The sequence below is a fragment of the Rhizobium johnstonii 3841 genome (genome assembly GCF_000009265.1).
GTDB classification, from domain to species: Bacteria; Pseudomonadota; Alphaproteobacteria; order Rhizobiales; family Rhizobiaceae; genus Rhizobium; species Rhizobium acaciae.
In genome coordinates this window covers 77,856-104,745 of record NC_008384.1, presented here as the reverse complement: position 1 = coordinate 104,745, position 26,890 = coordinate 77,856, and the positions used below count along the sequence as shown (strand labels likewise).

Below are 26,890 nucleotides of genomic sequence, written 5' to 3'. Positions count from 1 at the left end.
CTTGAATTAGACTTAGTCCAAATCTGGGCATTCATCAAGCAAATTTAAAGGGCCGCCTCGCCCGCCGCCTCGCGGATCGTCTGCATCAGGATCGATTGCGGCAGCGACGGCACGGCATCGGCGCGCACCGTCAACCCGACCGGCCCCTTGGTCTCGCCGGTATCGACAGGTAGTAGTGCCAGCCGCCCGTCGGCGACATCGCCGGCCACGACGCCGTTGGAAATGATCCAGATCGCGTCACTTGCCCGCAGGAATGCGCGGCCGAACGAATCCGACACCGTCTCGATCTGGTTCGGCAGGCTGGAGACGCCGTTGGCGATGAGGAAATTTTCAACAACCGGCCGGATGATCGAACCGCGCGTCGGCATCAGCACCGTGTAGTTGCCAAAGCCGGCAAACAGCGATTGCCGGCCGTCGAGCAGCGGATGGCCGGCGCGCACGGCAAACACCACCTGCTCGGAATAAAGATGTTCGAACGAAAAGCCGGCCATCATCTCGGCGCCGGCCAGACGTCCGACGACAAGGTCGAGATCACCCACGCGAAGCTGCTCCAAGAGCACCGCGTTCTCGCCGGTGACGATCTTCACCCGGCTCCAGGTCTTTTCCTTGAGGAAGAGTTCCATCGCCCGCGGCATGATGCGCGATGACACCGTCGGCAGCGCGCCGATCCGGATCGGCGGCGCATCGGAAAACTGCTCCTGCGAGACGGAATCGAGGCCCTGGCGCAGCGCCGTCAGCGCCGCACCTGCATGCCGCAGGAAGACCTCGCCGTAGCGGGTGATCTTGATGCCGCGGCCGTCGCGCTCGAAGACATCGACACCCAGCACCTGTTCGAGTTCGCGGATCGTCTTGGTGACCGCCGGCTGGCTGACATGCAGCAATTCGGCGGCCTTCATGACGCTCTTCTGCCGCGCCACCTCGACAAAGGTTTGCAGATGGCGGAACTTGACCCGGCTGTCGATCATCGCTCGCATAACTCCACGGTTATCGAAACGCCAATAAATATCATTTTACTTAACCGGATCAACCAGTCAATTTCACCATTCAGGAGGAGAATGACGTGCAATTCGCCCGCATAAACGACGTGACGATCCATTATCAGATCATTGGCGCGCCTGCCGACAGGCCGGTGATCGTCTTTATCAACTCGCTGGGTACGGATTTCCGCATCTGGCGCGACGTCGTGGTGCGGCTTGCCGGTGAATTTGCCATCGTGCTTTACGACAAGCGCGGCCACGGCCTTTCCGATGTCGGCCAGCTCCCCTCATCGATCGAGGACCATGCGACGGATCTCGCCGGCCTTCTCGATCTGCTGTCGGTCAAGGATGCCGTCATCTGCGGCCTGTCGGTCGGCGGCCTCATCGCCCAGTCGCTCTATCACCGCCGGCCGGACCTGGTCCGCGCGCTCATCCTCTGCGACACCGCCCACAAGATCGGCACGGCGGAGAGCTGGAACGCCCGCATCGCCGCCGTCGAGCAAAACGGCATCGCCAGCATCGTCGACGCGGTCATGGAGCGTTGGTTCACGCCCGCCTTCCGCCGGCCCGAGAGCACCGCCTATGCCGGCTATTGCAACATGCTGACGCGCCAGCCCGTCGAGGGCTATGTCGCTGCCTGCGCCGCGATCCGTGATGCCGATTTCACCGAGGTCGCAAAGACGATCACCGTCCCGACGATCTGCATCGTTGGCGACCAGGACGGCTCGACGCCACCCGATCTCGTGCTTTCGACCGCGAAGCTGATCTCCGGCGCTCGCTACGAAGTGATCCGCGATTGCGCGCACATTCCCTGCATCGAGCAGCCGGAGGCGCTGACGGCGATCATCCGCGCCTTCCTCACATCCATTCCGCCTGGAGAAGTCAGCCCATGAATGAAACCGCGTCCCCTTCCGAGCGCTATCGCCAGGGCATGGCGACCCGCCGCGCCGTGCTTGGCGACGCCCATGTCGACCGCGCCGCCACTACTGCGACGGAGTTCGACCGCCCCTTCCAGGAACTGATCACCGAAGCCGCCTGGGGCCATGTCTGGTCGCGCCCGGCGCTGACGAAGCGCGAGCGCTCGATCATCACGATCGCTCTGCTTGCCGCGCTTGGCCAGGACGACGAGGTCGCCATGCATGTGCGCGCCACTGCCAATACGGGGGCGACCCGCGAGGATATCTGCGAGGCGCTGCTACATGTGGCGATTTATGCCGGCGTTCCCGCCGCCAATCACGCGATCAAGATTGCAAAGCAGGCTTTTGAACAGATGGACGCCGAAAAGGCGGCCTGAGGGAGGAACATGTCCGAACGACCGAACCGCAAGCCCGAGACCGGCGGCTTCTTCGCCCGCGACCGCGCCTGGCATGCGCCGGCGCTGACGCCGGGCTACAAGACCTCCGTGCTGCGCGCGCCGCAGCGCGCGCTGCTGTCGCTCGATGGCACGATTTCCGAGACCACCGGTCCGGTCTTCGGCCATTCGATGATCGGCGAACTCGACAACGACCTGATCCTGAATTACGCGCAGCCCGGCGAAAGTGCCATCGGCGAACGCATCATCGTCCATGGCCGTGTGCTCGACGAGCGCGCCAGGCCGGTTGCCGGCGCCTTGGTCGAGTTCTGGCAGGCCAATGCCGGCGGCCGCTATCGCCACAAGAAGGAAACCTATCTGGCGGCGATCGACCCGAATTTCGGCGGCTGCGGCCGCGCCATCACCGACGAGGACGGCCATTATCACTTCCGCACCGTCCGCCCCGGCGCCTATCCCTGGCCGAACGGCATCAACGATTGGCGTCCCGCCCATATCCATTTCTCGATCTTCGGACATGGCTTTGCCCAGCGCCTGATCACCCAGATGTATTTCGAGGGCGATCCGATGATCTGGAAATGTCCGATCGTCGGCACGATCCCCGACAAGGCGGCGATCGAGCAGCTGATCGCGCCGCTCGACTGGGGCAACACCATCCCGATGGATTCACGCGCCTATAAATTCGATATCGTGCTGCGCGGCCGCCGGTCGACGATGTTCGAAAACAAATTGGAGGGCAACTGACCATGCAGCAGCTCGGCTATCTCAAGGAAACCCCGTCGCAGACGGCAGGCCCCTATGTGCATATCGGCCTGACGCCGAATTTCTGCGACATCTCGGGCGTCTACGACAGCGATCTCGGCGTCGCGATGGTCAACGACAAGACGCTCGGCGAGCGTATCACCGTCACCGGCCGGATCTTCGACGGTGCCGGCGCCTTGGTGCGCGATGCGGTCATCGAGATCTGGCAGGCCGACAGCGCCGGCCTCTACAACAGCCCGTCGGAAATGCGCGGTGCTGCCGATCCCAATTTCACCGGCTGGGGCCGCTGCCCGACCCGCGCCGAGGACGGCGTCTACAGCTTCGAGACGGTCAAGCCCGGCCGTGTCCCCTTCAAGGATGGCCGCAGACAAGCCCCGCACATCACCTTCTGGATCGTCGCCCGCGGCATCAATATCGGCCTGCATACACGCATGTATTTTCCGGAGGAGACGGAGGCCAACGCCGCCGACCCGCTGCTTTTGCGCATCGAACATCGCGAGCGCGTCGCAACGATGGTCGCCACCCGCGACGGCGTAACCTGTCATTTCGACATCCACCTGCAGGGTCCAAAGGAAACGGTGTTTCTCGATATTTAAGGGCCGGCGTCGCGATCGGCTTGCTGGGGCGGCTAAGTGCAGGTAGCGTCCCCTATGGGACGTGCCCTGCGAGATCATCTGCCCATGGGCCCCGGAGCAGCCTCGAGTCCCTTCTCCCCGCCGGGGAGAGGTGGGGGCAGCCGGACGAGGGGGCCACCACCACAAACCGAGACGATCATGACCGCATCGCCCTTCGACCATCCTTTCCTTTCCGGCCTGCTCGGCGACAACGAAATCGCGCCCTATTTCTCTGCCGAGGCGGATATCCGGGCCATGCTCTCCTTCGAGGCCGCGCTCGCCAAGGCTGAAGCCGCTCATGGCCTGATCCCTGCCGAAGCCGCAAGGCGCATCGCTGAAACTTGCGCTGCCTTCTCGCCCGAAGTCTCCAATCTTCGATCGGCAACGGCAAGGGACGGCGTCGTCGTTCCCGATCTCATCAAGCAGCTGCGCGCTAGTGTCGGCGAGGAAGCGGCAAAAAGCCTGCATTTCGGCGCCACCAGCCAGGATATCATCGATACCAGCCTGATGATCCGCCTGAAGGCCGTCGTCTTTCTGTTTGCCGGCCGGCTTTCCACCATCGCCGCGGGGCTCCATGCGCTGGACGGCCAGTTCGGCCGGAACAAGCTGATCGGCCATACCCGCATGCAGGCGGCGATCCCGATTACCGTCTCCGACCGCCTCCGTGCGTGGCGGGAGCCGCTGGCGACCTATCGCGACCGCCTGACCGAGCAGGGTTTTCCCGTTCAGTTCGGGGGCGCGGCCGGCACGCTGGACAAGCTCGGGTCGCAGGCCGCGACAATCCGTGCCTCCCTCGCCCAGGAACTCGGCCTCACCGATGCACCACAATGGCAGAGCGGGCGTCTGCCGATCGCCGATATTGCCGGGCTGTTCGCGTCGATATCGGGCAGTCTCGGCAAGATGGGCCAGGATATCGCGCTGCTTGCCCAGGCCGGCGATGAAATCGAAATCTCAGGTGGCGGCACCTCGTCGGCCATGGCGCACAAACAGAATCCCGTTTCCGCCGAAGTCCTCATCTCGCTCGCGCGCTTCAACGCCACTCTTCTATCGGGCATCCACCAGTCCCTTGTGCACGAACAGGAACGCTCCGGCGCTGCCTGGACGCTCGAATGGCTGCTGCTGCCGCAAATGACGATGGCAACCGCCGCCAGCCTGCGACTGGCGAAGGAGCTGACGGGGAATATCAAGAGGCTTGGAACGACCTGATTCAGCGCCTTTGCATCTCATGCCGGAAACCGGCTATGCAGAGTGCAAATGAAATCAGGAGCAGCCTCGTGACCTTCCCCCTTTTCGATCTCTCCGGCCGCCGCGCCCTCGTCACCGGCTCCAGCCAGGGCATCGGCCGCGCATTGGCGGTCGGGCTTGCCGAGCATGGCGCTTCGATCATCATCAACGGCCGCAACGCGCAGAAGGCGGAGGCCGCCGCCGAGGATATCCGTCGCAGCCATCGCCATGCCGTCAGTGCCGCCTTCGACGTCACCGACGCGGAGGCCAGCCGCACCGCCATCGACTATATCGAGGCGGAGATCGGCCCGATCGACATCCTCGTCAACAATGCCGGCATGCAGTTCCGCGCACCGCTGGAGAACTTTCCGGTCGACAAATGGGACGAGATCTTCAAGACCAATGTCTCCAGCCTGTTCTATGTCAGCCAGCCGGTCGCCCAGGCGATGATTGCGCGCGGCCGCGGCAAGATCATCAACATCGCCTCCGTCCAGGCCGAACTCGCCCGTCCCGGCATCGCGCCCTATACCGCGACAAAGGGCGCGGTGAAGAACCTGACGCGCGGCATGGCGACCGACTGGGCGAAATACGGCTTGCAGATCAATGCGATCGCACCCGGCTATTTCCGCACGCCGCTCAACCAGGCGCTCGTCGACGATCCGAAGTTTTCCGGCTGGCTTGAAAACCGCACGCCGGCCGGCCGCTGGGGCGAGGTCAAGGAGCTCGTCGGCGCCGCCGTCTTCCTGGCCTCGGATGCCTCCTCCTTCGTCAACGGCCATATGTTGACCGTCGACGGCGGCATCACCGCCTCGCTCTAGAGCGGGATCGTTTTAGATCCGAAAGTCTCCCAAGCCATCGTGAGGGACTTTCTGAAAGTCTGGCGGTCCGAACTAAGTTTCCGATATCTCGACCGACAGATCCGGGCCGAGCGCCTGCAGGAAGCTGGCGGCATTGAAAATCTCTGCCGGCGGTTTTGCGCCGATATCGCGGATTTCGCCTGACAGGATGCGCTGAACCGCTTCGCAGATGATCGGCGCCGAAACGGCGTAGATGTCTTGTCCCTGCGCGATGATCCGACGGCGCACGCCTTCTTGCGTGACAATCACTTCTACGGCAAAGCGCTGCGCTGAACGCCCGAATTCGTCGACCGCCTGCGGCGGAGGCGTCGACGGATCGCGGACATCCCGCAGAGCGACTGTGCTCAAGAAGGTGTGCAGTTCCTTCGTCCGGACGTGCCGCGCGATCAGCGGCACTTCCGAAAAGGGAATCTCGACGAAAGTCTGCTGGCCGAACGGGGCCGGTAAAGTCGAAATCCTTTCAGCAGGCGGTTGATGCACCGGCTCCAGCTGCCCACCGCTGACGGCCAGGCGCCGCACAGTGTTTCTTTCTCCGGTAACGCGTGTGCCTCTCGTCGGGAGCCAGCTGTCGAGCGCAATTCGAATTTCGATGTCGTCGGCGTGCTCCCACTCGTCCATGACGGCTGTCACGAGCAGGTCGGCCAAGCCGCCATAGAAACCCATGGCCGGGATGACGACTACGCCCGCTTCCCGGGCCGCAACCTCGTGCCTCTCGAACGTGGCCTGCACGCTCGGTTGCTCGGCCGTCACGTCGAGATAATGGATCCCCGCTCGCAATGCGGCACGCACCACTGCGTCGGCGGTGTCCATGAACGGGCCGGCGCAGTTGATGATTGCCGCCGCCCCGGCTAGCGCCCTGTCCAGTTCCTCGTCATCCTCGACCGATGCTTCGCGGCATTCAATGCCGCGCTCCATAAAGCCCGCAGCCGCCAGCCGCTCGGCGTTCCGTCCAATCGCGATGGGCTTGAGACCGCGCCGCAAAAGTTCGGCTACGACAAAACGACCGGTATGGCCGTTCGCTCCCAAGACCGCGACAGATTGGGGCGTCTTCATGATGTCAGCTTCGTAGATGGTCATTGTTCTCTCCCGCGCTACAGACCTGTCTGTACCTAAAACATACAGGTCTGTAGCGTGTCAATCGATTTTCTGCTACTGTGGCGAAAATGGAGATATACGAATGACAAAAACCTCGGCAAACGCCCCTGCACCCGTCACCAAGGAGGTGCGGGACAGAATTCTCGAGACGGCATCAGAACTCTTTTACCGGCGCGGCGTGCGCGCTGTCGGTGTCGATCTTGTGGTCGAAAAATCCGGCGTCGCCAAAACCAGCCTCTACCGCCATTTCGGCACGAAGGACGACCTCGTCGCCGCCTTCCTCAAGCGCGAAGACCTGGACTTCTGGAGCACATGGGATCGCGTGACGGAACAGCATCCGGACGATGCCGAGGCCGAGCTCGATGCACATTTTGAGTGGATCGGCGAACGGGTCGGGCGGGGAAATTACCGGGGCTGCCCGCAGATCAACACCGCGGCCGAGTTCCCTGAGGTAGATCACCCCGCCCGGAAGGTCGCCGAAGCCCACATGCGCGAGATGCGGCGTCGTCTCAAGACTATCGCCGAGGCTCTGGCGGTTGCCGCGCCCGATCGCCTCGCCGGTCAACTCGCGGTTCTGATCAACGGTGCCTTTGTCAGCATGCAGCTCTTTGAACCCGGCGAGGCAACCGGATTGCTCCGCGATGCATCGCATGCCCTGATCGCCGCCAGCCGTAGCTGATCACATCGGAAAAGCGCATCCAGATTTTGGCTGAAGCGAGTTTGACGAGACCAAGGTCGTCCCAAAACCGCTCACACCTTACGGCATCTTGCTCTAAATTCGGCATCATCCGAGTTTGGCGATCGCCCGCAGATTGTCGGCCGTCGTCGTCGGGAATTCGAAGAATTCGAGATAGGCGGGGATCTGTTCGAACAACATGTCCGTCCCAACCTGAAATGCACAGCCGCGCGCCCGCACGGCCTCGAGAAAAGGGGTTATCTCCTTCGTCATCACGACTTCGCCGACGAAGGTCGATGGCGAGATGCGGTCGATATCGATCGGCAGCGGGTCGCCCCGTCGCATGCCGAGAGGTGTCGCATTGACGACGATGTCGAAACCATCAGGATCGGCGGATCCGACTGTCACTTGAAGCTGCGGATAAAATTTCTTCAGCCTGTCCAGCAGCGCGGTCGCGGTCGTCTCGTTGGCGTCGAAGATGGCGAGATGCTCCACGCCCGCCTGTGCCAAGGACGCCGCGATCGCCGAGCCGACGCCGCCGGCGCCCGCGATGAGCGCATGGGCTCCTTCAACCTTTTTACCCTTGCGCAACACGCCGCGAACGAAGCCCTCGCCATCGAACATGTCACCGATCAGCCTGCCGTCCGACCCGAGACGCACTGCGTTGCACGAGCCGGCGACTTTCGCGTTGGTCGACGTTTCGTCGAGCAGCGCCATCGTCGAAATCTTGTGCGGCATCGTAATCAGAGCACCGTGGATATTGGATAGCCGGAACAGAAGCTTCAGAAACGCCGGATAGTCCTCCGGCCTGCAGCCCATCGGCACGACGACGGCATCAATTCCGTTCTTCTCGAAGTACGGATTGTAGATCAGCGGCGCCTTGAAGGACTCCGTCGGATAGCCGAGGTGCGCGATGAGTTTGGTCGTCCCGGTGATCATATGGTCAGACTTTCTGGGGATCGGAAGAGGCGCTGGCGTTAGAGAGGTGGATCATCTGTCCCCAGCGCGCCGATCTCTTGATCGCTTCGACGACCCTTAGAGTGGCGAGGCCCTCCCGGCCACTCACCAGAGGCGTGGCATCGCCACGAATGACGTCGCAAAAATGTCTGAGCTGAACGCAAAGGGGATCGGCTGCTGCGTAAGGCACGCGCTCCTGGGCAAGCTGCTCCAGCCAATCGGGCTTCGAGGGGCTCGTCCAAAGCGTCGGATCGGGAATTCCGAGCGAACTCCTGGTGCCACCGATCTGGTAGCAGAATTGATCGTAACGGGGAAAAGCGGGGTTCTCCCCGGTGGTCGTCTCCCAGCTCCAGGGCGCGGCCACGGCATCACTGCCGTTGAGGGTTGCAAGCACCCCGCTTGCGAAACGCAGCGTGACGACGGCCGTATCCTCGACGGCATGGTTCCGCACCGCGTGCGATTCCATCGCATGGACGGCTTCGACCTCGCCGAGGAGATATCGGAAGAGATCGACATCGTGGATCAGGTTGACGAAGACCGGGCCGGCGCCCGCTTCGCGCCGCCAGGGGATATCGAAATAGTCGTCGGGCTTTGCGACCCAGAACGTGCCGTGCACCGCGATGATCCGGCCAAGCCTTCCGCCGTCGACGATCTGCTTGACCGCCTGGATCATCGGATTGTGACGCCTGTGATGGCCGACCAGCAGCGGTATGCCCGCCTTCTCGCCGGCTGCGACCAATGCCGCGGCGGCATCGACGTCGTCGGCGATCGGTTTCTCGATCAGAACGGGGATACCGGCGGCGACGATCTCCAGGCCGTTCTCGACGTGAAGCTGGTTCGGCGTTGCCACGATCGCACCGTCAGGCCTGTCCTCGACGCGAATGTCCGAAAAGCTCCGGTACCATCGGGCGCCGACAGTCCCGGCAAAGTCGCGACCGGCGTCGGAAGGATCGATCACCGCCGAGAGAACGGTTCCGGGCTCGGACATGACACGCTCGACGTGGCGCCTGCCGATGAGGCCGGCTCCCATGACTGCAATCTCTAGCGGCTTCATTGCCGGCTCCCATAATTTGCCAGAGGCATCGACCTTGAGACGCCTTACTTCCGCAGGATTTCTCCGAGGAATTTCCTGGTTCGCTCATGCTGTGGGTTTGTGAAGAACTCGGCCGGCGGGGCTTCCTCGACGATCGCGCCGCTGGCCATGAAGATCACGCGATCGGCGACCTGGCGGGCAAATCCCATTTCGTGCGTGACGCAGATCATCGTCATGCCCTCGTCGGCCAGCGCGATCATCGTATCCAGCACCTCCTTGACCATCTCCGGGTCAAGCGCCGACGTCGGCTCATCGAACAGCATCACTTTCGGCCGCATGCAAAGCGCGCGGGCGATGGCGACACGCTGCTGCTGGCCGCCCGAAAGCTGCACCGGATATTTGTCGGCCTGCTCCAGGATCTTGACCCGCTCGAGCAGCCCGCGTGCCCGTTCCTCGGCCTCCGCCCTGCTGACGCCAACTGCCTTCATCGGTGCCAGCATGCAGTTCTGCAGCACGGTCAGATGCGGAAACAGATTGAACTGCTGGAAGACCATGCCGACCTCGCGACGGATCGCATCAATGGTCTTGGCCTGATTGCCGAGAAGAATCCCGCCGACGCGGATTTCACCTCTTTCGTAGGTCTCGAGATGGTTGATGCAGCGAATGAGCGTCGACTTGCCGCTGCCGGAAGGCCCGCACAAGACGATCCTCTCGCCGCTGCGAACCGATATGTTGATGTCGCGCAGGGCCTGAAAAGCGCCATACCACTTCTCCACACGCTCCATGGTGATCATGGTTTCTGCGCCTTGAGCAGGACTGGGACTGGTCATCGGTAGAACTCCATATTGGCGGGCTGGACCGCGTCGAGGACGAGGAATGCGGATCAACGCGCGGAGGCGGCAAACTTTCGTTCGAGGCGAGCGCCAAGAATCGTCAGTGGGCAGCACATCAGGAAATAGAGAATGCCGACGATGCCGAAGACCGTCAGCGGTTGGAAGATCTGGTTGGAGATGATGTTGCCGGCCCGCGTCAGCTCGGTGAAGCCGACGATCGATGCAAGCGAGGTGCCCTTGATCAACTGCACGAGGAAACCGATCGTGGCTGGCAGCGAAATGCGCAGCGCCTGCGGCAGGATGACATCCTTCATGCGCGAGATGTATCTGAGGCTGAGAGCCTTTGCCGCTTCCGTCTGGCCGCGCGGAACCGCTTCGATCGATCCGCGCCAGATCTCGCCGAGATAGGCGCTCGCATGCAGCGTCAGGCCGATGGCGACGGCCACCCAGGAATCGAGCATCAGCCCTACCAGCGCCAGGCCGTAATAGACGACGAAAAGCTGCATCAGCAGCGGCGTTCCCTGGAAGACGGCGATATAGCCGGCCGTGACGCGTTCCAGCAGCGGTATGCCCGAGGCACGGGCAAGGGCGACGCCGAGCCCTGCGATACCGCCGCAGACAAAGCCGACGGCGGACAGGAGCACGGTCCATTTCAGGCCGATCAGGAGGAAGACGAATTCTTCGTGACCCATGGAATTCCTCCTACTTGACCGGATATTTGAAGTAGCGCGCCGAAAACTGCGCGAAGATGCGCATCATCAGCCAGGAGATCACGAAATAGAAAACCGTGACGGTGAAGTAGACCTCGAAGCTGCGGAAGCTCTCCGACTCGATGCGCTGCGAAACGGACGTCAGCTCGTAGGCCGAAATCGCCGATGCAATGCTGGTGGTCAGCGTCAACAGGACGAACTGGCTGGTCAAGGACGGATAGATCGCCCGCAATGCCGGCTTGAGGATGATCAGCCGGAAAACCTGAGCCTTGTGCAGACCAAGCGCCAGACCCGCTTCCATCTGTCCCTTCGGGATCGACTGGACGCCGCCACGAATGATCTCGATCGCGTAGGCGCCGCCGTTGATGCCGAGCGCGATAATCGCCGTCGGTGTCGGATCCAGCCTGATGCCTGTCAGCGGAAGCGCGAAGTAGATGAAGAAGATCTGCACCAGAAACGGTGTGTTGCGGATCAATTCGACGAAGGCGATGACCAGCCATCGCGCCGGCTTCAGCGCAGAGTCGCGCAAGGCGACGCCGCCAATTCCGATGACGATCGCCAGCAACATCCCACAAATGGCAAGCAAGAATGTCCCGAGGCAGCCAAGCAGAAGGCTCGGCAGGCCATCTATGACCGGGGTGAAATCCAACTTATAATTCATGGCGATCCTTCTGGTCCGTCTTCCTGAAAATTCAGTCCCGCTTGACCATTCCAGCCATCGCCTGGACAGCGAGTTCGTAGCCGTCGGCTCCAAAGCCGATCATGATGGCCGTGGCAACGCGCGAGATCAGCGAATTGTGGTAGATGCTTTCGCGCGCATGGACATTGGAGATGTGCAGTTCGATCTTCGGCGGGTCGAACATCTTCAACGCATCGAGAAGAGCGATCGACGTGAACGTATAGCCGGCAGGATTGATGATGATGCCGCAGGCGTCGGTCCGGGCCTGGTGCACGCTCTCGACCAGTTCGCCCTCGAAATTGGTCTGCCGAAACTCGACGTCGAATCCCAAGGACTTTGCCTTGGTCACGCATCGTTTCCCGATGTCGGCCAGCGTCGTGGTTCCATAGATCGCCGGTTCGCGCTGACCGAGAAGATTGAGGTTCGGCCCGTTGAGCACAAAGATTGGTTTGTTCATGATCGCGCTCCTGGATGCGGGCAGAGCCTTAAGCATGGCGGTTGCGTTGCCGGGCATTGCTTGCCCGGCTTTGTTTTGTGAGGGATTGCCTCTTTGAGGACATCATCCTCGGCCTTGTGCCGGGGATCTGCCGCCGTAGATGCCCGGGACGAGCCCGAGCATGACGGAAGAGTGGTTGGCGGGCCCTGTCATCGGCCGGAAGGCCGGGCCTCGTCCGCCTTTGACGTTCGCTCAGTTCGCCGCGAACGGAATGCCTTCCAGCGTTTCCGGGAATTCCGGGACTGGAACCTTCATCCACTTGTCGTAGACTGCCTTGAGTTCGCCGTTTGCCTTGATCTTGTCGATGAAGGTGTTGAGCGCCGCATTGATTTCCTTTTCGCCGAGACGCGTGCAAGCACCGTTGTAGAGCTTCTGGAATTCAAGCTTGTTTTCGAATTCGCCCGGACGGGCCTTCTCCACCCGGTCCATGTAGAAGATGTTGCCACCAAGCGTCTCCACCTGGCCGGACACCAGCGCCTGGACGCTCGCCGCGTCTCCATCATAGCGCCGGATCGTCGTGCTCGGCGGTGCGTTCTTGGTGACCTGCGTATCCTGGGCCGCACCCTTGGCGACGCCGACCGTGAACTTGGCCATGTCGTCATTGGTCTTGATCTCAGCCGATTTCGGACCAATCAGAACGATGGCATTGGCGACATAGGGCTTGCTGAACTGCACGGCCTTTGCACGATCCGGCAGCATCGCCATCGTTGCGAAGAGAACGTCGACGCGGCCGGCCGTCAGTGCTGGAATGCGGTTGTTGACTTCAAGCGGCACGAACTCGACCGCAACACCCAGTTCCTTGGCAAACAGCGTTGCGATGTCGGCATCGAGGCCGTCCTGTTTGCCGCCGCTGGTCACAAAGCCCCAGGGCGGGTTGTCACCCTGAATTCCGACGATGATCTTGCCGCGAGCCTTGATTTCATCAGGCGTGATGGCGGCGGCCGGTTGCGCCAGGGTGACGGCAGCCACCAGGGCCGCGGCTCCGAGCATCGCGTTTCGGCGCGTCAGCATAGATTTGAACATGTGATTCCTCCTCCTTTAGCGGTCATTCGACCGGACAGCCACCTCACCTTTTGACTGTGTGAGCAATGATTGCCAGAGACGAGCGCTCAAATCAACAGAGTTTTTCAAAATCATATGAGAATTTATAATAAGACACGCTATTTGAATTCCTCACGACATTTGCCATAATAGTAGCGAGCGATTTTTCGGGACGCATCGTGGCGTTCGGCGCTCGCTTAATCTCGCACGGATATCGGAAGGGCTTTGACATGAGGACCTCGATTGCGACTGTAACGATCAGCGGCGAACTCCCTGAGAAGCTCGAGGCGATCGCCCGGGCGGGCTTCGACGGCGTCGAGATCTTCGAAAATGACTTCCTCGCCTTCGACGGAAGCCCGGCCGATGTCGGAAAACTCGTCCGCGACCATGGCCTGGAGATCACCCTGTTTCAGCCATTCCGTGATTTCGAGGGCATGCCGGAGCCGCTGCGAAGCCGCACGTTTGACCGCGCGGAACGGAAGTTCGACGTGATGCAGCAGCTCGGAACGGATCTGGTGCTCGTCTGCTCCAATGTCTCGCCGGCAGCCATCGGCGGCATCGACCGGGCGGCGGCGGACTTTCACGAACTTGGCGAGCGTGCCGCCCGGCGTGGACTGAGAGTGGGCTACGAGGCGCTTGCCTGGGGTCGCCATATCAGCGACCACCGCGACGCCTGGGAGATCGTCCGTCGCGCCGATCATCCGAATGTCGGTCTTATCCTCGACAGCTTCCACACCTTGTCGCGCAAGATCGACGTCAATTCGATCCGCTCGATTCCCAAGGAGAAGATCTTCATCGTCCAGCTTGCCGATGCCCCTGATATCGACATGGACCTGCTCTACTGGAGCCGCCACTTCCGCAACATGCCGGGTGAAGGCGACCTTCCCGTCACGGCGTTCACCGAAGCCGTCGCGGCGACAGGTTATGACGGCTATTTCTCCCTGGAGATCTTCAACGACCAGTTTCGAGGCGGTTTGTCGCGTGCCATTGCGGCCGACGGCCACCGCTCTCTGATTTATCTTGGCGATCAGGTACGACGCAATCTCGGCACCGGCAGCATGACCGGAGCGGCGATGCCGGAAAGGCCTTCCGTCAAGGGCGTCGGCTTCGTCGAGTTTGCCACGGACGAGGAAGACGAAGTCGAGCTGGTTGCATTGCTGCGCACCCTCGGATTCAAAAAGACGGCGGTCCACCGCACGAAAAAGGTCTCCCTCTTCGAGCAGGGCGAGATCCGCATCCTCGTCAATGTCGATCAGGCAGGATTCGCCAACGCCGCCTACGCCGTTCACGGTACTTTTGCCTATGCCATGGCCCTGATCGTCGACGATGCCGCCAAAGCATATGAGCGCGCGCTCGCCTTGGATGCCGAGCCGTTCACCCAGCCTGTCGCGGACGGTGAGCTCAAGCTGCCCGCCATTCGGGGTGTCGGGGGCGGGATCGTCTACCTCATCGACGACAAGAGCGCATTGGGGCGCTTTTCCGAAATCGACTTTCAGCCGGTCACCGACGACAGCGACGCGCCATCAGCAAGCCTTTTGCGCATTGATCACGTCGCCCAGACGGTCGGCTACGATGAAATGCTCACCTGGCTTCTGTTCTACACGTCCATTTTCGAGACGCGGAAGACGCCGATGGTCGATATCATCGATCCGGCCGGGGTGGTGCGCAGTCAAGTCGTCGAGAACGACACCGGGGCGCTGCGCATTACCATGAACGGCGCCGAGAATCGCCGCACCCTGGCGGGACATTTCATGGCCGAGAAATTCGGGGCCGGCATCCAGCATCTGGCGTTTGTGACCGAGGACATCTTTGCAACCGCAGAAAGCCTTCGTGTCTGCGGTTTCAGATCACTGCACATTTCGCCGAACTACTACGACGACGTCGAAGCACGCTTCGGCCTCGATCCTGCATTGACCGAGCGGCTGAAGGCGGAAAACATCCTTTATGACCGCGACGAGCACGGCGAATATTTCCAGCTCTATAGCGGAACCTACGGAGAGGGTTTCTTTTTCGAGATCGTCGAGCGCCGCGGCTACCGCGGCTATGGCGCCCCGAACGCGATTTTCCGGATCGCCGCTCTGAAGAAACAGATGCGTCCGGAAGGAATTCCGAAAGATGCCTCTTGAGCTAAGGTTTAGGAGCGGCTCAGCTTTTCATGAAAGCGCAGAGCCGCTCTAACCTTTTGTTTTGCGCATTCCGGACGGAAAACCGCGTCGCACTTTTCCTGGAATTGCCCTAAGTAATCCGGCCGCTCTTCAGCACATGTTCCACGCCGCTTTGAACGTGCCGCCTGACGACGTCGGTCGCGCCGGCGACGTCGCGCCGAATGGAAAGTTCAAACAAAAGCCTGTGGTCATCGACGACGGGCTTGCCGCGAAAACTCTCGGCCAGCATATGGTAGCGGAGAAAGCGGTCGAAGACGGATGACAATGTCGCCATCAGCGTCGCCGAATTGCAGGCCGAGACGATCGCCTGATGGAACTCCCAATCGTATCGGACCCAGTCGACGGTCCTCGAGACGTCGCCGGCAAGGAGCTTGCGTTCCGCGGCGGCCAGCCGGTGATGGGCGGCGACGATGCGCCCCTCCCATTCGAGATTTCCCGCAGCGAAGGCAAGGCCGATCGCGTGCGTTTCCAGAACGATCCTGAGGTCGGCGAGCTCGAGGAGTTCGCGGCGAGAAGCAGGGCTGACTTCAAAACCGCGCTGCCCCTCGGCGACGACGAGGTTTTCCGTGGTCAGGCGGCTCAGGATTTCGCGCAGCGATGAAATGCCGATGGAGTAGCGCTCCTTTGCCTGCTCCAGCTTGATCTTGGCCCCCGGCGGCAATGTGCCCGATATGATGTCCTCGCGAATCTGCCGGAAGACGACATCGCTTACTGTTTCCGCCGGGTCGTGGACTTGCTTGAGCATGGCTTTTCCTGGTTTCGCCGAAATGCAATTTACGTCGGGACCTGAAGCTCGAAGAGAAACGTCCGAACCATTTCTATCTCAACGTCCCTCTTGCCAGCGCATGTTCAACCCCGCCTTGAATATGCAGGACAAGCACCCGCTTGGCCGTTTCTGCGTCCCGTCGCAATGCCGCGTCCAAAAGCTGCTGATGTTCATTGGCTGCGACATCGCCTCGATAGGACAAGGCAACCATCTGGTATCTCAGATATCTGTCGAAGATCACCGAATGCGTCTCCATCAGTAGTTTCGACCCGCAGGCGGATATCAGGGCTTGGTGGAACTCCCAATCGTAGCGCTTCCAGTCCTCAGCCCTGCTGGTGTCGCCGGATGCCATCACCTGTTCCATCCGCGCCAATTTGTAGTGCGCCGATACCAGTGGAGCCTCCCACTCCACGTCGCCATGCACGAACGACTGCTCCAGCGCATGTGTTTCCAGGAGAAGCCTCAGCGCCGCCGTCTCCTTGAGGTCTGAAACGGACACCGGGGAAACTTCGAAACCTTTCTGCCCCTCGGCGAGGACAAGCCCCTCGGAGGAGAGCCGGTTCAGCACTTCCCGAAGTGTGCTGATGCTGGTCTCGTAAGACTCCTTCAGGCTTTCCAGCTTCAACTTTTGTCCGGGAGGCAGCCGGCCAAAAATGATGTCGGCCCGAATGCGCCTGTAGCTGCTCTCGGCGATGGTCTCGTTGATAACCGGCTGCAACATGGCGAGTCTCTTATATTTCCTGTATCGTCGGATATATCGCTTTTTGCCATTCCCAATCAAGGAAACATTCGCGGAATAGGAAGCACAATTTTCTCATATGATGGCGGTTTCCCCGGAGAACCGGGCGAGCAGGGCTGACGACAATACACGCGCCACATCTCGTTTAGGCCAGGCTCTTCGGCGCGGCTTTCCGTGCCGCTTTTAAAGCTTGATTTTCGGCTCAACAGGGCGGCAATTGTTTTTTCAATCGCGCGCAACCATCTAATAGGGCATGACTTACGGGAAAATGTCCCCTGCCCTCAGCAGCCTGTTTACCGAAAACCAACCATACCGGGTTGCTTTCCGAGCCGAAAGCCGATTGCTTAGGAAAATCTACTTCTTCTTCCGCTAGCGGGTAGGAGAATACAAAGGGGAACAGACAAACCCGTGGAATTCTGCTGCTTCGCATAGAGACGAACTATGACTACGATGGCGATGCGGGAAGGCCGGTTTGAAGAACGATGACGACAGATTTGTTTCAAATAAAATTTTGGGGCGTCCGCGGCAGTATTCCCGTGTCAGGCCCCGAGTTCGATCGCTACGGCGGTAACACTTCCTGCATCGAAATTCGCTGCGGAAAACATCGGATGATCTTCGACGCGGGTTCGGGCCTGCGCGAGGCCGGGCTGTCTATGCTCGCCGACGGCGTCAGCGACGTCGACCTGTTCTTCAGCCACTGCCATTACGACCACATCATCGGCCTGCCCTTCTTCAAGGCGATCTATTATCCTTCGATCAACGTCAACATCTGGTCGGGCCATCTCGATGGCAAGATGAGCACGCGGGAAATGGTCGAGCAGTTCATCAGCCCGCCCTGGTTTCCCGTCAAGACCGACATCTGTCAGGCGACGATGAACTTCCGCGATTTCCATGCCGGTCAGGTGCTGACCCCGCACGCGGGCATCGAGATCAAGACCTTCATGCTGAACCATCCGGGCGGCGCCATCGGCTACCGCATCGAATGGCAGGGCCGTTCGGTCGCTCTCGTCTATGACATCGAGCATAATCCCGGCAGCTATGATCCGGTCTCGCTGGAGATGATGCGGGACGCCGACCTCGTCGTCTACGACTGCACCTACAACGAAGACGAGATGCAGCGCTTCAAGGGCTTCGGCCATTCGACCTGGCAGCATGGCACCGAGCTTGCGAAAATGGCGGGTACCAAGCGCTTCGCGCTGTTCCATCACGCCCCTTCCCGCACGGACGAACAGCTGGCGGAGATGGAAGCGCAGGCGCAGGCCGCCTTCCCCGAATCCTTTGCCGCCCGCGACAATCAGATCGTGGTGATCTAGCAGGTCCGCTGAAGCCGCCTTCATCTTCCAGTCCGAAGCTCTTCGACAGAGAGCCTGTCAATCGAACTGAGCAGCCCTGCGACGCCACGACGGAACAGATGCTGGGCCGGACCGTTTTCCCCGCAGCGCAAAATCAACGAAACAGGGATTCGTCATGACCGTGCTTTCCGGAAAGTGTCTCTGCGGGCAGGTGCGCATTTCTGTCCGGGGCGAGCCCTTACGCGTTGGGATCTGTCATTGCACGGACTGCAGGCAGGAAAGCGGTTCGGCCTTTACCTTCTATGGGATCTGGCCCGCCGGCCAATTCGAACATTCAGGGGAAACTGGCGCGTTCCAAGGTCGGCATTTCTGCACCGGTTGCGGTTCGCGCTTGTTTTCCGCCGATGACCGGGAGGCGGAAATCAAGCTTGGCATCCTCTCCGAGGCGCCGACGCCTCTGGTACCGAGCTACGAACTCTGGGTCAAACGGCGCGAACCGTGGCTGCGACCGGTGGAAGGCGCCAAGCAGTATGACGAAGACCGAAAGTGAAGAACGGTTCCGAGGAGCTCCCGATGGTCACTCTCGTCCGACATCGCTGGATGACGGTTGCAGGCGTCGAGACTTTTTACCGCGAGGCCGGCCGGGAAGATGCGCCGGTCTTGTTGCTGCCGCACGGATATCCCTGCTCATCCTATGAATTTCGCAATCTCATGCCGCGCCTTGCCGACCGTTGGCGCCTGATTGCGCCGGATTTCCCGGGTGCGGGCTATAGCGGCACGCCTGATGATTTCGACTACAGCTTCGATGGATATGCCGCCTGGCTGAAGGCCTTCGTCGATGCGATGCATGTCGATCGGTTTGTCCTCTACCTCCACGACTTCGGGTCTCCTATCGGTGCGCGATTGGCAATCAAAGACCCTCGGCGCATCGTGGCGCTGATCATCCAGAATGGCGATATCCCCTATGAAGATGCCCTCGGACCGAAATATGCGGATATCGAGGCGACATGGACGCTTCCGAGATCGGAGATGAGGAAGGTGCTGGCGGAGGCAATCAGCGAGGAGAATTTCAAGGAGGAATTCCTCAACGATCTGCCGCCTGCTTTGGCCGATACGATCCCGCCCGATCTCTGGAAGCTGCATTGGTCGCTGATCACGCCGCGGCGCAAGGAAATCGCCATGGACCTCATCGCCGGGCTGAAGGAGAACCGGGCCTGGTTTCCGGAACACCGCAAATACCTCAGCGAATACCGGCCGCCGACCTTGATCGTCTGGGGTCCGAACGACCACTACATGCCGGAAAAGTCGGCTCGGGCCTATCTGCGCGATCTGCCGGATGCCGAACTCCATCTGCTCGGCGGCGGCCACTGGCTGCTCGAGACGCATCTCGATGACGTCGTAGCACTCATACGCGAGTTCCTCGGACGCGTTCACGCCGCCTGATCGGGCAATGTCTAAGGCCCTAGCAGTTCCGACGCCGGCGACCAGCGGACCCCGGGATGCCGGCCCGTCACTGCAAACAAGGCCGACAGGAAGTCCCACGCGGCTGCATCATGCACCAGATGGTGGGTGAGCACGCCGACAGGCTCGTCGCTGCCGGCAAACCGGTGGCGAAGCTCGGCCACCAGCTCGGCCACCAGGTCCGCCTCGCTTCGTCCGCCGCGCGTGCCATGCCAGTCGATGATATCGACATGGGCGTTGAGGAGCGGCATCGGGCCGTCCTGCTTTGCCCGCCCGTAGACCGAAAGGGCTGCAAATCCGAGCGCCGGCAACGCCGGGATGAGGGCCGCGTCGATCCGGTTCCACGGCGGCACCAGCACCGGCAGGAAGCGGGCCGGATGCAGCCGCTCCAGCAGCCGGAACCCTTCACCCAACTCGCCGAGCACGACATCTGCCGGCCGGTCGCCGCCGAGTTCCTGCTTCTTCGCCTCCGGCCCCGCATGGTTCGTATGAGACCAGCCATGCACCGCGACAGCGACGGCTGCTTCCTCCGCCAGCCGCGCGGCCAATGCCTCGCCGGTCAGGCCGGGAATGACGGCGAGTGTCAGCGGAACCTCGCTTTGATCCGCCAGCGTCATCAACGTCTCCAGCGCCTGCGTCGGCTCGACGGCGTCGTCATCGCGCAGCCAGAACCGCGCCACGCGGCCGGCAGCCTGCCAGCGGTCAAGCTCGCGGCGCAGGGGGTCCCAGGCTATCCCGTCGGTCATCACGTCACTCCTGTTGCTGCGCTGTCGCGCAAAATTCCGTTCAATATCTGCGCCGCCGTCGCAAGCGAGCGTTCGCCGAGCACGAAGCGCCGCGCCGCCTGTCCCATGGCGTCACGCCTCTGCCTGTCGTCAAGCAAGGCAGCCACGGCCTCGGCATAGGCAGCGACATCGCCATCCGGCGTCAGCAGGCCGGTCACGCCAGCCTCGACAACCGCTGGCACGCCTGCCGTTTCCTGCGCGACAACGGGCAGGCCGGCGGCCTGGGCCTCCAGATAGGCAAGGCCATAGGCCTCACCGCATCCGGGCCAGACATAGACGCCGCCGCGCCCGAGCAGTTCGGCGATCTCGACGGCATTGCGCTCGCCCAGCCATTCGATGCGGCCGGGAAGGCCAGCAAACAGCGCCTGCACCTCTTGGCGCATCGGACCATCGCCGATGACGGCAAGCCTCCACGGCCGGTCTTCGATCAGCCGCAATGCTTTCGCAAGCATCGCATAACTGTCCATCTTGTCGCCGGCCCGCATCATCGCGACCGTCATCAGCCGGCGCGGATCGGGCGCCGGCGACATCTTCTCGAACAGCACCGTGTCGATGAAGGGTTTCAGCCGGGCAAGGCGCGCCTGCGGAAAGGCGGCGGCAAGCCCAGCCTGGTCACGCTCGGTGAAGCTGATATTGACCGCCGCCCGCATGATCGCCTCGCCCACCAGCTTCTGTGATGTTGCCCAGCCGGTTCGGTCGCGTTTTGCCGCATAGGAGGCTTCGGCGGTGACATAGGGAATGGCGAATTCGGCGGATATCGCCGGCCCGAAGGGATCCGGCGATTTATAATAGGGGTGATAGCAGAACCAGAGCTCCGGCCGCGGTCCGACCTTCCATCTCAGCCGCAGCCGCTCCAGCTCGGCGCCGATTACGGGTTCGAGCGCGGCTGCCGCCTCCGGTGTCGAGACATGGGTGCGGAATTCGGAAGCGACGTCGACCTGATGCCCGCCAAGCTCCAGCGCCCGGATCAGCAGCCGCGCCATCAGCCGGTCGCCCGACGGCACCGGATGGTTCGGCGATTTCATCGGCGCGTAGAAAGCCACCCGCATTTGCACACCTCAGGTAAGACACACTGTTTACAACTTTCGCGCCTGTCGGGAAAATTCCGCTATTGTCCCTTTGCCGAAAACTTGCGCATAAGCATATGGAATGTGATCGCGATCGAAGCAATTCCGCCTCTTTCCCAATCTCTATGGGCCTGCGGTTACATCGACAAGAACGGGAATGAATGACGACGGTCTCGGCCACAGGGATTTTTTCGGAACGTACGATCAGAAGGGCGAGGCTCGGTTCCGGCCTCGTCATTTTCATCTTCGTCGTGCTGCATTTGTCGAACCATGCGATTGGCCTGATCTCCGTCGCCGCCGCCGATAAAGCCGCCCATCTCTTTCTGGCGATCTGGCGCAATCCTCTGGGGACCGCCATCTTCTATTCGTCGGTGCTCATCCATATCGCGCTGGTGCTGCGCGCCATCTATATGCGCCGCAGCCTCGTCATGCCGAAGGGAGAAATGGCGCAGATCGTGCTCGGCCTGATGATCCCGCTGCTTCTCCTCGATCATGTCATCGGCACGCGCATCGCCCACGAGTTCTATGGCTATATCGACGACTACGAAACGGTCGTCGGTTCGCTGTGGATCAGGTCTCCGGCGAACGGCGCGCGGCAGGCGCTCGCCGTCGTCGCCGTCTGGATCCACGGCTGCATCGGTATCCATTTCTGGCTTCGCTACCGCTCCTGGTACCCGGACTTCGCACCGCTCATGCTGGCGCTCGCCATCCTCGTGCCGGTGCTCGCGCTGCTCGGCTTCGTCGAAATGGGCCGGACGCTCGCCGACCCTTCCTACCAGCAGTCAATGACGGTCAGCGCTTACAAGGAGGGCGTCAACACCCGTTACGCCTCGAACCCGGAAGTTCACCGTCAGGTCGCCATGATCCGCGCCGGGCTCTACGGCGCCTTCTCGGCCTCGCTGCTCATCGTCGTCGTCGCCCGCGCCCGGCGCAAGCTGAAGGAGCGGCTTGACCAGGTCGCCGTGAATTATCCGGGCGGCGAGGTGATCCGTGTGCCGCGCGGCTTCTCGGTGCTGGAGGCAAGCCGGCTCGGCGGCCTGCCGCATTATGCCGTCTGCGGCGGCAAGGGCCAGTGCTCCACCTGCCGCGTGCAGATCCTTGGCGATTACGAAAGCCTGCCTGCCCCCGACAAGATGGAACAGACGACGCTGAGGCGCATCAATGCCGGCCCGGATGTCCGGCTCGCCTGCCAGCTTCGCCCGAACCGCAACGTTGCCGTCGCGCCGCTTCTCGTGCCGGCGATCGAGGCAGCCCTTCCTGCCAACAGCCAGGAGACGAGCCCCGGGCGCGAGCGCGAGATCGCCGTGCTCTTCGTCGATATCCGCCATTTCACCACGCTGACGGAAACCCGCCTGCCCTTCGATGTCGTCTTCCTGCTGAACCGCTATTTCGCCATCATCGGCAAGGCAGTGGAGCAGTCGGGCGGACGGCTCGACAAGTTCATCGGCGACGGCGCCATGGCGCTCTTCGGGCTCAACACCGCACCGGAGGAAGCCTGCCGCCAGGCGCTCAACGCGGCAGCAGCGATCGTCGCCGAGATCGAGAAACTCGCCGCCGAGCTGGCCGACGAACTGGCGCTGCCGCTGCGCATCGCGATCGGCATTCACACCGGCCCGGCCGTCGTCGGCACGATGGGATACGGCCGGGTGCGCAGCATGACGGCGATCGGCGATACCGTGAATGTCGCGAGCCGGTTGGAAAGCGCTGCAAAGGAGTTCGAAGCGGCGATCGTCATCTCCGAACCGGTGGCGAACCTTTCGGGTGCTAATCTTTCCGGCATCGAAAGCCGTGAAATCAGTGTGCGCGGCCGGGCCCTGCCCTTGAAAGTCTACGTCATTCCGAGAGAGAAAGCGGCAGAACCGCTTGAAGGAAAAGCCTGATGCCCGACAAGCCCTGGCTGACCGCCAAATACTGGAGCCGCCGGCTGCACAAGGCGCGCAATGCCGCCGCTTCGCGCTTCTTCGACACCCGCTTCGGCCGCCGCCTGCTGATCGAGAATATCGGCTCGCGCGTCATCTCGATGACGGTCGATGCCGGCGACCACCTGATGACCTTCTCTCCCGCCGACTACATCGGCCGCAAGGTCTTCCGGAAGGGCCATTTCGAGCGCGAGGCCGTCGACCGGCTGATCGTCATCCTGCGCGAGCGCGGCCTCTTGCGAAAGGACGCCACGCTGCTCGAGATCGGCGGCAATATCGGCACCCAGACCGTCTATTTCGCCCTCAGCGACACCTACATCAAGATCGTCAGCATCGAGCCCGACCCGCGCAATTTCCCGCTGCTTGCCCTCAATATTCGCCAGAATCGGCTGGAGGAGAAGGTCCGCCTCGTCAATTGCGCCGCCGGCGAGCACGAAGGCGAGATCGACTTTTTCCTCAACCTCGACAATCACGGCAAGAGCAGCGCTATCCGCCAAAGCCCGACAGACAGGAAGATCAGCGTGCCGGTGAAGCCGGTTTCAGAGATCCTTGCCGGACTTTCGGTCGACCCGGCCGCAATCGGCCTCGTCTGGATGGATATCGAGGGCTACGAGCCGGTCGCCTGCCGCTCGATGCAGCCGCTGCTTGCCCGCCGCGTGCCGCTCCACATGGAGTTCACGCCGCTCTTCTACGGCCCGGAAGGAACCAAAGCCTTCATATCGATGCTGTCCGGCTTCTACGAGGACTGCCTCGTCCTCTTCGAGGACCGCGAGGAGGAGATGAAGGTTCGCGACCTGCCGGTCGATTTCGATCAGTACAACGTGCTGTTCCTGCCTTGAAGTGGATCACAATCTTTCAGAGTCGCTTGCCGCGCTTTAGGTCATCGATTTTGCGCATTTTCATAATCGCGAAGTCCAAGTAACGCTTTTGCGCGACCCGCCCTGGATTTTTGATCGCGAAATGCACACGATATTTGGTCTCGCCAGGCGTTCCACGCGGAAAACTTGCTCAAAGGGTGCCCGGCCAGCGACTGGATACGAAAGCATCCTAACGACCATATTTTGATCAGCAGCGGATGGTCACGCCCCGGCGTCAATAGTGATCCATCCGAGCGCCTGGTGACACCCACCTCATCACGCGCCGCATTCACAACCAGCCTCTTGAGGCCATGAGATGAAGCGAACGCTTGAGCGTTCGGCCAGTCTTTTTGCTGGCCATTTGATGCGGTCGTTTAAGGAGAATTGGACTTGCCAATTGGCAGTAATATGCTATCTTTCTGCCAACAAGAGAGGATGCCATGCTGCTTCAACCTGTTGCTTCGACTCCCTTTAACAGAACATCGGCTGAAATCACCGATGCGGAAGCAGGGGCGCTCGCCCGCACGACGGTAAACCTCTTCAACGCCTGGAAGCTCACGGAGGCCCAGGCTTGCACCTTGCTCGGAGGTTTGTCAGCCCGCACATGGGCACGGTGGAAAGAAGGCAAGGTGGGACGTGTCGATCGGGACCTGAAAATGCGGATGGCTCACCTGATGGGTATCCACAAGGGGCTGCGACATCTGTTTAAGGACACATCAAGGGGATATGAGTGGATCAAAGCACCTAATACGGCCTTTGGCGGCAAGTCGGCGCTGGACGTGATGCTTCAGGGCGAGCTTTCTGATCTTGCCGTGATGCGTGAATGGCTCGATGCGGAGCGGAGCGCATGGTAAGTGGCCTTGCTGTCCGCTCCCACGTACAGTGGCCTAAAACCTACCGCATCATTAGATCGATCTACCCGCCAATCGATTTGTTCGAGGACATCGCCGACCCCCGCGACTGGGAGGCCCTTGTGGCCGTCGAGGCGAAAACGAATCCGCGCATTCGATTTGAGGTGGGCGATCTTGGAAAGGTGCCCGCGAACCGTCGCGTTTCGGGCACCGGCGCTAGTTATGTAATGGCCCCATTCGTCCATTGCTCAACGGGGCGGCCGGGACGCTTCACGGACGGAAGCTATGGTATCTACTATGCAGGCGACAGTGAAGAAGTCGCTGTCGCCGAAACGATCCATCACCATCAGAAGTTCATGAGCTCAACGCCCCAGCGTCCGGGGTGGACATCGGACTTTCGTGTCCTGGTGGGCAGCGTGGACCGAGGACTAGACGACGTGAACGCGGTGCCTGGCGCCCTGCATCCGGACGATTACACCGCTTCCCAGATTGCGGGACGCGGACTTCGTGCAGCGGGAAGCGATGGTCTCTTGTGGAACAGCGTTCGAATGCCCGGTCAACGTTGTATCGGCATTTTCTGGCCGGACGCCATAACCATTCCTGTTCAAGGGCGGCATTACTGCTATCACTGGAACGGCATGCGGGTCGATTTCGTGCGTCAGTACGACACCGGGGCGGTACTGGCGGTAACTTAAGCGGTGGCTTGTGGCAATTGCCCCAGCGGCCCGCTTAACGTGATGTTTGCGCCCTATGCGACCGACTGCATGACAAGCGATTGATGGCATTGCACGCCGGCGAGCACGCCTGAGGCGGAGGCGAGCGTGGCATTGTGCATGGCGCTTGCCGCATCGCCGGCGGCAAAGACACCCTTGACGGTGGTTTCCTTGTTATCGGCGATCCGAATGATTGGCCCGAACGGGCCGTCGTCGAAGGCGCAGCCGAGCTGTTCGGCAATCGGGCTCGCCATCGCCGTTTTCGGCGCGACAAACACGGCATCGAGCGGCACGACGCGGCCATCGGCGAGGCGAACGGCCTCAAGCTTCGGACCGTCGCCCAACAATTCGACGATAGGGCTGCGCTCGATCCGGACGCCACGGGCCGTCAACTTTACCAACTGCTCTTCATCGGGCTCGAACAGCGCCTGGGTGAAAAAGGTCGTCGCGCCCCAGTCCGGGATCATCATGGCCGAATGGGCCGAATGCGGATGGTTTGCGAGAACGCCGAGCTTGCCGCCGCCGACCTCAAAACCGTGGCAATAGGGGCAGTGCAGCGCGGAGCGGCCCCATCGCTCCTTGAGGCCGGGGATTTCGGGCAGCGTGTCGCTGACGCCGGTTGCGAGCACGATGCGCGCGGCTCGTTCTTCGCTGCCGTCTTCGGTGCCGACGATGAAGGCATCACCATCGCTGTGCGCGCGGATGACTTTCCCCTCGCGGATGGTGATGGTCGGATAAAGCGAAAGCTGCCGTTTTCCCTCCCGCATGATCGCCGCCGGCGTCTGGCCGTCCTGGCCGAGGAACCCGTGCGAGGCTTCAGAAAAACGATTGCGCGGCGCACCGGCATCGACGAGCAGAACCCGCCGCCGTGCCCGGGCCAGCTGCATCGCTGCCGAAAGGCCGGCGAAGTTTCCGCCGATGATGATGGCTTCGAACGACATGGAACTCTTCCTTGATATTGAACTCATGACTCAACATAAGTTACATGAACCAACGGCGTCAAGCATCATGT

29 protein-coding genes are annotated in these 26,890 nt (G+C 61.4%); 15 read left to right on the top strand and 14 right to left on the bottom strand.

Going from position 1 to position 26,890, the window contains the following annotated elements; genetic code table 11:
• Positions 1–44 precede the first annotated feature (44 nt).
• Positions 45–965, bottom strand: coding sequence for a pca operon transcription factor PcaQ (gene pcaQ / locus RL_RS30210; protein ID WP_011654843.1), 921 nt, complete (start codon positions 963–965; stop codon positions 45–47).
• Between the two features lie 95 nt (positions 966–1,060).
• Here pcaQ and pcaD point away from each other — a divergent pair, with 95 nt between their 5' ends.
• The 6 genes from pcaD to RL_RS30180 all read left to right on the top strand — a co-directional run bounded on the left by pcaD (position 1,061) and on the right by RL_RS30180 (position 5,704).
• Positions 1,061–1,870 carry a 3-oxoadipate enol-lactonase gene (gene pcaD, locus RL_RS30205; RefSeq protein WP_011654842.1) on the top strand — a complete coding sequence of 270 codons (810 nt, stop codon included), beginning with the start codon at positions 1,061–1,063 and terminating at the stop codon, positions 1,868–1,870.
• Positions 1,867–2,271, top strand: a complete 405-nt coding sequence (pcaC, locus tag RL_RS30200) for a 4-carboxymuconolactone decarboxylase (protein ID WP_011654841.1) — start codon at positions 1,867–1,869, stop codon at positions 2,269–2,271. The genes pcaD and pcaC overlap by 4 nt, the downstream gene beginning before the upstream one ends.
• A gap of 9 nt (positions 2,272–2,280) precedes the next feature.
• The gene (gene pcaH, locus RL_RS30195; RefSeq protein WP_011654840.1) at positions 2,281–3,030 is read left to right on the top strand and encodes a protocatechuate 3,4-dioxygenase subunit beta; all 750 of its coding nucleotides are present in this window, start codon (positions 2,281–2,283) and stop codon (positions 3,028–3,030) included.
• 2 nt (positions 3,031–3,032) lie between these two features.
• Entirely contained in the window at positions 3,033–3,644 is a 612-nt protein-coding gene (gene pcaG, locus RL_RS30190) for a protocatechuate 3,4-dioxygenase subunit alpha (protein WP_011654839.1), read from the top strand.
• Between the two features lie 177 nt (positions 3,645–3,821).
• The gene (locus RL_RS30185; RefSeq protein ID WP_011654838.1) at positions 3,822–4,868 is read left to right on the top strand and encodes a 3-carboxy-cis,cis-muconate cycloisomerase; all 1,047 of its coding nucleotides are present in this window, start codon (positions 3,822–3,824) and stop codon (positions 4,866–4,868) included.
• A 68-nt stretch (positions 4,869–4,936) separates the two neighbouring features.
• Positions 4,937–5,704 carry an SDR family oxidoreductase gene (locus RL_RS30180; protein WP_041936953.1) on the top strand — a complete coding sequence of 256 codons (768 nt, stop codon included), beginning with the start codon at positions 4,937–4,939 and terminating at the stop codon, positions 5,702–5,704.
• A gap of 72 nt (positions 5,705–5,776) precedes the next feature.
• On the opposite strand, the gene RL_RS30175 is transcribed toward RL_RS30180, so the two are convergent.
• Positions 5,777–6,820, bottom strand: a complete 1,044-nt coding sequence (locus tag RL_RS30175; RefSeq protein ID WP_041936861.1) for a saccharopine dehydrogenase family protein — start codon at positions 6,818–6,820, stop codon at positions 5,777–5,779.
• Positions 6,821–6,920: 100 nt separating this feature from the next.
• On the opposite strand from RL_RS30175, the gene RL_RS30170 reads away from it, so the two are divergent.
• Positions 6,921–7,517, top strand: coding sequence for a TetR/AcrR family transcriptional regulator (locus RL_RS30170; RefSeq protein WP_011654835.1), 597 nt, complete (start codon positions 6,921–6,923; stop codon positions 7,515–7,517).
• 105 nt (positions 7,518–7,622) lie between these two features.
• Here the strand turns inward: RL_RS30170 and RL_RS30165 are convergent, their stop codons facing one another.
• From RL_RS30165 to RL_RS30135, 7 genes are all read right to left on the bottom strand, one after another.
• On the bottom strand, positions 7,623–8,453 hold the full coding sequence (locus RL_RS30165; protein WP_011654834.1) for a shikimate dehydrogenase family protein: 831 nt from the start codon (positions 8,451–8,453) through the stop codon (positions 7,623–7,625).
• Positions 8,454–8,457: 4 nt separating this feature from the next.
• Entirely contained in the window at positions 8,458–9,525 is a 1,068-nt protein-coding gene (locus RL_RS30160; protein ID WP_011654833.1) for a Gfo/Idh/MocA family protein, read from the bottom strand.
• Positions 9,526–9,569: 44 nt separating this feature from the next.
• Positions 9,570–10,334, bottom strand: coding sequence for an amino acid ABC transporter ATP-binding protein (locus tag RL_RS30155; RefSeq protein ID WP_011654832.1), 765 nt, complete (start codon positions 10,332–10,334; stop codon positions 9,570–9,572).
• Between the two features lie 53 nt (positions 10,335–10,387).
• Complete coding sequence (locus RL_RS30150) at positions 10,388–11,029, bottom strand: amino acid ABC transporter permease (RefSeq protein ID WP_011654831.1); 642 nt, start codon at positions 11,027–11,029, stop codon at positions 10,388–10,390.
• Positions 11,030–11,039: 10 nt separating this feature from the next.
• Positions 11,040–11,708 carry an amino acid ABC transporter permease gene (locus RL_RS30145; RefSeq protein WP_011654830.1) on the bottom strand — a complete coding sequence of 223 codons (669 nt, stop codon included), beginning with the start codon at positions 11,706–11,708 and terminating at the stop codon, positions 11,040–11,042.
• A gap of 31 nt (positions 11,709–11,739) precedes the next feature.
• Positions 11,740–12,183 (bottom strand): type II 3-dehydroquinate dehydratase, encoded by a 444-nt coding sequence (locus RL_RS30140; RefSeq protein WP_011654829.1) that lies wholly within the window; start codon positions 12,181–12,183, stop codon positions 11,740–11,742.
• 231 nt (positions 12,184–12,414) lie between these two features.
• Positions 12,415–13,245, bottom strand: coding sequence for a transporter substrate-binding domain-containing protein (locus RL_RS30135; RefSeq protein ID WP_011654828.1), 831 nt, complete (start codon positions 13,243–13,245; stop codon positions 12,415–12,417).
• Between the two features lie 248 nt (positions 13,246–13,493).
• On the opposite strand from RL_RS30135, the gene RL_RS30130 reads away from it, so the two are divergent.
• Complete coding sequence (locus RL_RS30130; protein ID WP_011654827.1) at positions 13,494–15,389, top strand: bifunctional sugar phosphate isomerase/epimerase/4-hydroxyphenylpyruvate dioxygenase family protein; 1,896 nt, start codon at positions 13,494–13,496, stop codon at positions 15,387–15,389.
• A 109-nt stretch (positions 15,390–15,498) separates the two neighbouring features.
• Here RL_RS30130 and RL_RS30125 read toward each other — a convergent pair whose 3' ends face one another.
• Complete coding sequence (locus tag RL_RS30125; protein WP_011654826.1) at positions 15,499–16,173, bottom strand: GntR family transcriptional regulator; 675 nt, start codon at positions 16,171–16,173, stop codon at positions 15,499–15,501.
• Between the two features lie 73 nt (positions 16,174–16,246).
• A complete protein-coding gene (locus RL_RS30120; RefSeq protein WP_011654825.1) occupies positions 16,247–16,915 on the bottom strand; it encodes a GntR family transcriptional regulator in 669 nt (222 codons plus the stop codon).
• A gap of 500 nt (positions 16,916–17,415) precedes the next feature.
• Here RL_RS30120 and RL_RS30115 point away from each other — a divergent pair, with 500 nt between their 5' ends.
• The 3 genes from RL_RS30115 (at position 17,416) to RL_RS30105 (ending at position 19,668) form a co-directional block, all read left to right on the top strand.
• Positions 17,416–18,246: an MBL fold metallo-hydrolase gene (locus RL_RS30115; protein ID WP_011654824.1), complete on the top strand. Its 831-nt coding sequence runs from the start codon at positions 17,416–17,418 to the stop codon at positions 18,244–18,246.
• 154 nt (positions 18,247–18,400) lie between these two features.
• Entirely contained in the window at positions 18,401–18,775 is a 375-nt protein-coding gene (locus RL_RS30110; RefSeq protein ID WP_011654823.1) for a GFA family protein, read from the top strand.
• A gap of 23 nt (positions 18,776–18,798) precedes the next feature.
• Entirely contained in the window at positions 18,799–19,668 is an 870-nt protein-coding gene (locus tag RL_RS30105; protein ID WP_041936952.1) for an alpha/beta fold hydrolase, read from the top strand.
• 11 nt (positions 19,669–19,679) lie between these two features.
• Here the strand turns inward: RL_RS30105 and RL_RS30100 are convergent, their stop codons facing one another.
• Both RL_RS30100 and RL_RS30095 read right to left on the bottom strand, forming a co-directional pair.
• Positions 19,680–20,432, bottom strand: coding sequence for a polysaccharide deacetylase family protein (locus tag RL_RS30100; RefSeq protein ID WP_011654821.1), 753 nt, complete (start codon positions 20,430–20,432; stop codon positions 19,680–19,682).
• Complete coding sequence (locus RL_RS30095; RefSeq protein WP_011654820.1) at positions 20,432–21,520, bottom strand: glycosyltransferase family 4 protein; 1,089 nt, start codon at positions 21,518–21,520, stop codon at positions 20,432–20,434. The genes RL_RS30100 and RL_RS30095 overlap by 1 nt, the downstream gene beginning before the upstream one ends.
• A 179-nt stretch (positions 21,521–21,699) precedes the next feature.
• Here RL_RS30095 and RL_RS30090 point away from each other — a divergent pair, with 179 nt between their 5' ends.
• The 4 genes from RL_RS30090 (at position 21,700) to RL_RS30075 (ending at position 25,860) form a co-directional block, all read left to right on the top strand.
• Entirely contained in the window at positions 21,700–23,418 is a 1,719-nt protein-coding gene (locus RL_RS30090) for an adenylate/guanylate cyclase domain-containing protein (RefSeq protein WP_011654819.1), read from the top strand.
• The gene (locus tag RL_RS30085) at positions 23,418–24,296 is read left to right on the top strand and encodes an FkbM family methyltransferase (protein ID WP_011654818.1); all 879 of its coding nucleotides are present in this window, start codon (positions 23,418–23,420) and stop codon (positions 24,294–24,296) included. Before RL_RS30090 ends, RL_RS30085 begins: the two co-directional genes overlap by 1 nt.
• 458 nt (positions 24,297–24,754) lie before the next feature.
• A complete protein-coding gene (locus tag RL_RS30080) occupies positions 24,755–25,168 on the top strand; it encodes an MbcA/ParS/Xre antitoxin family protein (RefSeq protein WP_011654817.1) in 414 nt (137 codons plus the stop codon).
• Positions 25,162–25,860 (top strand): RES family NAD+ phosphorylase, encoded by a 699-nt coding sequence (locus RL_RS30075; protein WP_011654816.1) that lies wholly within the window; start codon positions 25,162–25,164, stop codon positions 25,858–25,860. The genes RL_RS30080 and RL_RS30075 overlap by 7 nt, the downstream gene beginning before the upstream one ends.
• Before the next feature lie 53 nt (positions 25,861–25,913).
• Here the strand turns inward: RL_RS30075 and RL_RS30070 are convergent, their stop codons facing one another.
• The gene (locus RL_RS30070) at positions 25,914–26,819 is read right to left on the bottom strand and encodes an NAD(P)/FAD-dependent oxidoreductase (RefSeq protein ID WP_011654815.1); all 906 of its coding nucleotides are present in this window, start codon (positions 26,817–26,819) and stop codon (positions 25,914–25,916) included.
• Between the last annotated feature and the right edge of the window lie 71 nt (positions 26,820–26,890).

Coding starts and splice junctions, on each gene's coding strand:
- RL_RS30160 (WP_011654833.1), bottom strand. CDS start 9,525: ATGAAGCCGCTAGAGATTGCAGTCATGGGAGCCGGCCTCATCGGCAGG.
- RL_RS30105 (WP_041936952.1), top strand. CDS start 18,799: ATGGTCACTCTCGTCCGACATCGCTGGATGACGGTTGCAGGCGTCGAG.
- RL_RS30155 (WP_011654832.1), bottom strand. CDS start 10,334: ATGACCAGTCCCAGTCCTGCTCAAGGCGCAGAAACCATGATCACCATG.
- RL_RS30135 (WP_011654828.1), bottom strand. CDS start 13,245: ATGTTCAAATCTATGCTGACGCGCCGAAACGCGATGCTCGGAGCCGCG.
- RL_RS30085 (WP_011654818.1), top strand. CDS start 23,418: ATGCCCGACAAGCCCTGGCTGACCGCCAAATACTGGAGCCGCCGGCTG.
- RL_RS30080 (WP_011654817.1), top strand. CDS start 24,755: ATGCTGCTTCAACCTGTTGCTTCGACTCCCTTTAACAGAACATCGGCT.
- RL_RS30145 (WP_011654830.1), bottom strand. CDS start 11,708: ATGAATTATAAGTTGGATTTCACCCCGGTCATAGATGGCCTGCCGAGC.
- RL_RS30110 (WP_011654823.1), top strand. CDS start 18,401: ATGACCGTGCTTTCCGGAAAGTGTCTCTGCGGGCAGGTGCGCATTTCT.
- RL_RS30075 (WP_011654816.1), top strand. CDS start 25,162: ATGGTAAGTGGCCTTGCTGTCCGCTCCCACGTACAGTGGCCTAAAACC.
- RL_RS30115 (WP_011654824.1), top strand. CDS start 17,416: ATGACGACAGATTTGTTTCAAATAAAATTTTGGGGCGTCCGCGGCAGT.
- RL_RS30170 (WP_011654835.1), top strand. CDS start 6,921: ATGACAAAAACCTCGGCAAACGCCCCTGCACCCGTCACCAAGGAGGTG.
- pcaQ (WP_011654843.1), bottom strand. CDS start 965: ATGATCGACAGCCGGGTCAAGTTCCGCCATCTGCAAACCTTTGTCGAG.
- pcaH (WP_011654840.1), top strand. CDS start 2,281: ATGTCCGAACGACCGAACCGCAAGCCCGAGACCGGCGGCTTCTTCGCC.
- RL_RS30070 (WP_011654815.1), bottom strand. CDS start 26,819: ATGTCGTTCGAAGCCATCATCATCGGCGGAAACTTCGCCGGCCTTTCG.
- RL_RS30120 (WP_011654825.1), bottom strand. CDS start 16,915: ATGTTGCAGCCGGTTATCAACGAGACCATCGCCGAGAGCAGCTACAGG.
- RL_RS30130 (WP_011654827.1), top strand. CDS start 13,494: ATGAGGACCTCGATTGCGACTGTAACGATCAGCGGCGAACTCCCTGAG.
- RL_RS30095 (WP_011654820.1), bottom strand. CDS start 21,520: ATGCGGGTGGCTTTCTACGCGCCGATGAAATCGCCGAACCATCCGGTG.
- RL_RS30165 (WP_011654834.1), bottom strand. CDS start 8,453: ATGATCACCGGGACGACCAAACTCATCGCGCACCTCGGCTATCCGACG.
- RL_RS30125 (WP_011654826.1), bottom strand. CDS start 16,173: ATGCTCAAGCAAGTCCACGACCCGGCGGAAACAGTAAGCGATGTCGTC.
- RL_RS30100 (WP_011654821.1), bottom strand. CDS start 20,432: ATGACCGACGGGATAGCCTGGGACCCCCTGCGCCGCGAGCTTGACCGC.
- RL_RS30150 (WP_011654831.1), bottom strand. CDS start 11,029: ATGGGTCACGAAGAATTCGTCTTCCTCCTGATCGGCCTGAAATGGACC.
- RL_RS30175 (WP_041936861.1), bottom strand. CDS start 6,820: ATGACCATCTACGAAGCTGACATCATGAAGACGCCCCAATCTGTCGCG.
- RL_RS30090 (WP_011654819.1), top strand. CDS start 21,700: ATGACGACGGTCTCGGCCACAGGGATTTTTTCGGAACGTACGATCAGA.
- pcaC (WP_011654841.1), top strand. CDS start 1,867: ATGAATGAAACCGCGTCCCCTTCCGAGCGCTATCGCCAGGGCATGGCG.
- pcaG (WP_011654839.1), top strand. CDS start 3,033: ATGCAGCAGCTCGGCTATCTCAAGGAAACCCCGTCGCAGACGGCAGGC.
- RL_RS30140 (WP_011654829.1), bottom strand. CDS start 12,183: ATGAACAAACCAATCTTTGTGCTCAACGGGCCGAACCTCAATCTTCTC.
- RL_RS30185 (WP_011654838.1), top strand. CDS start 3,822: ATGACCGCATCGCCCTTCGACCATCCTTTCCTTTCCGGCCTGCTCGGC.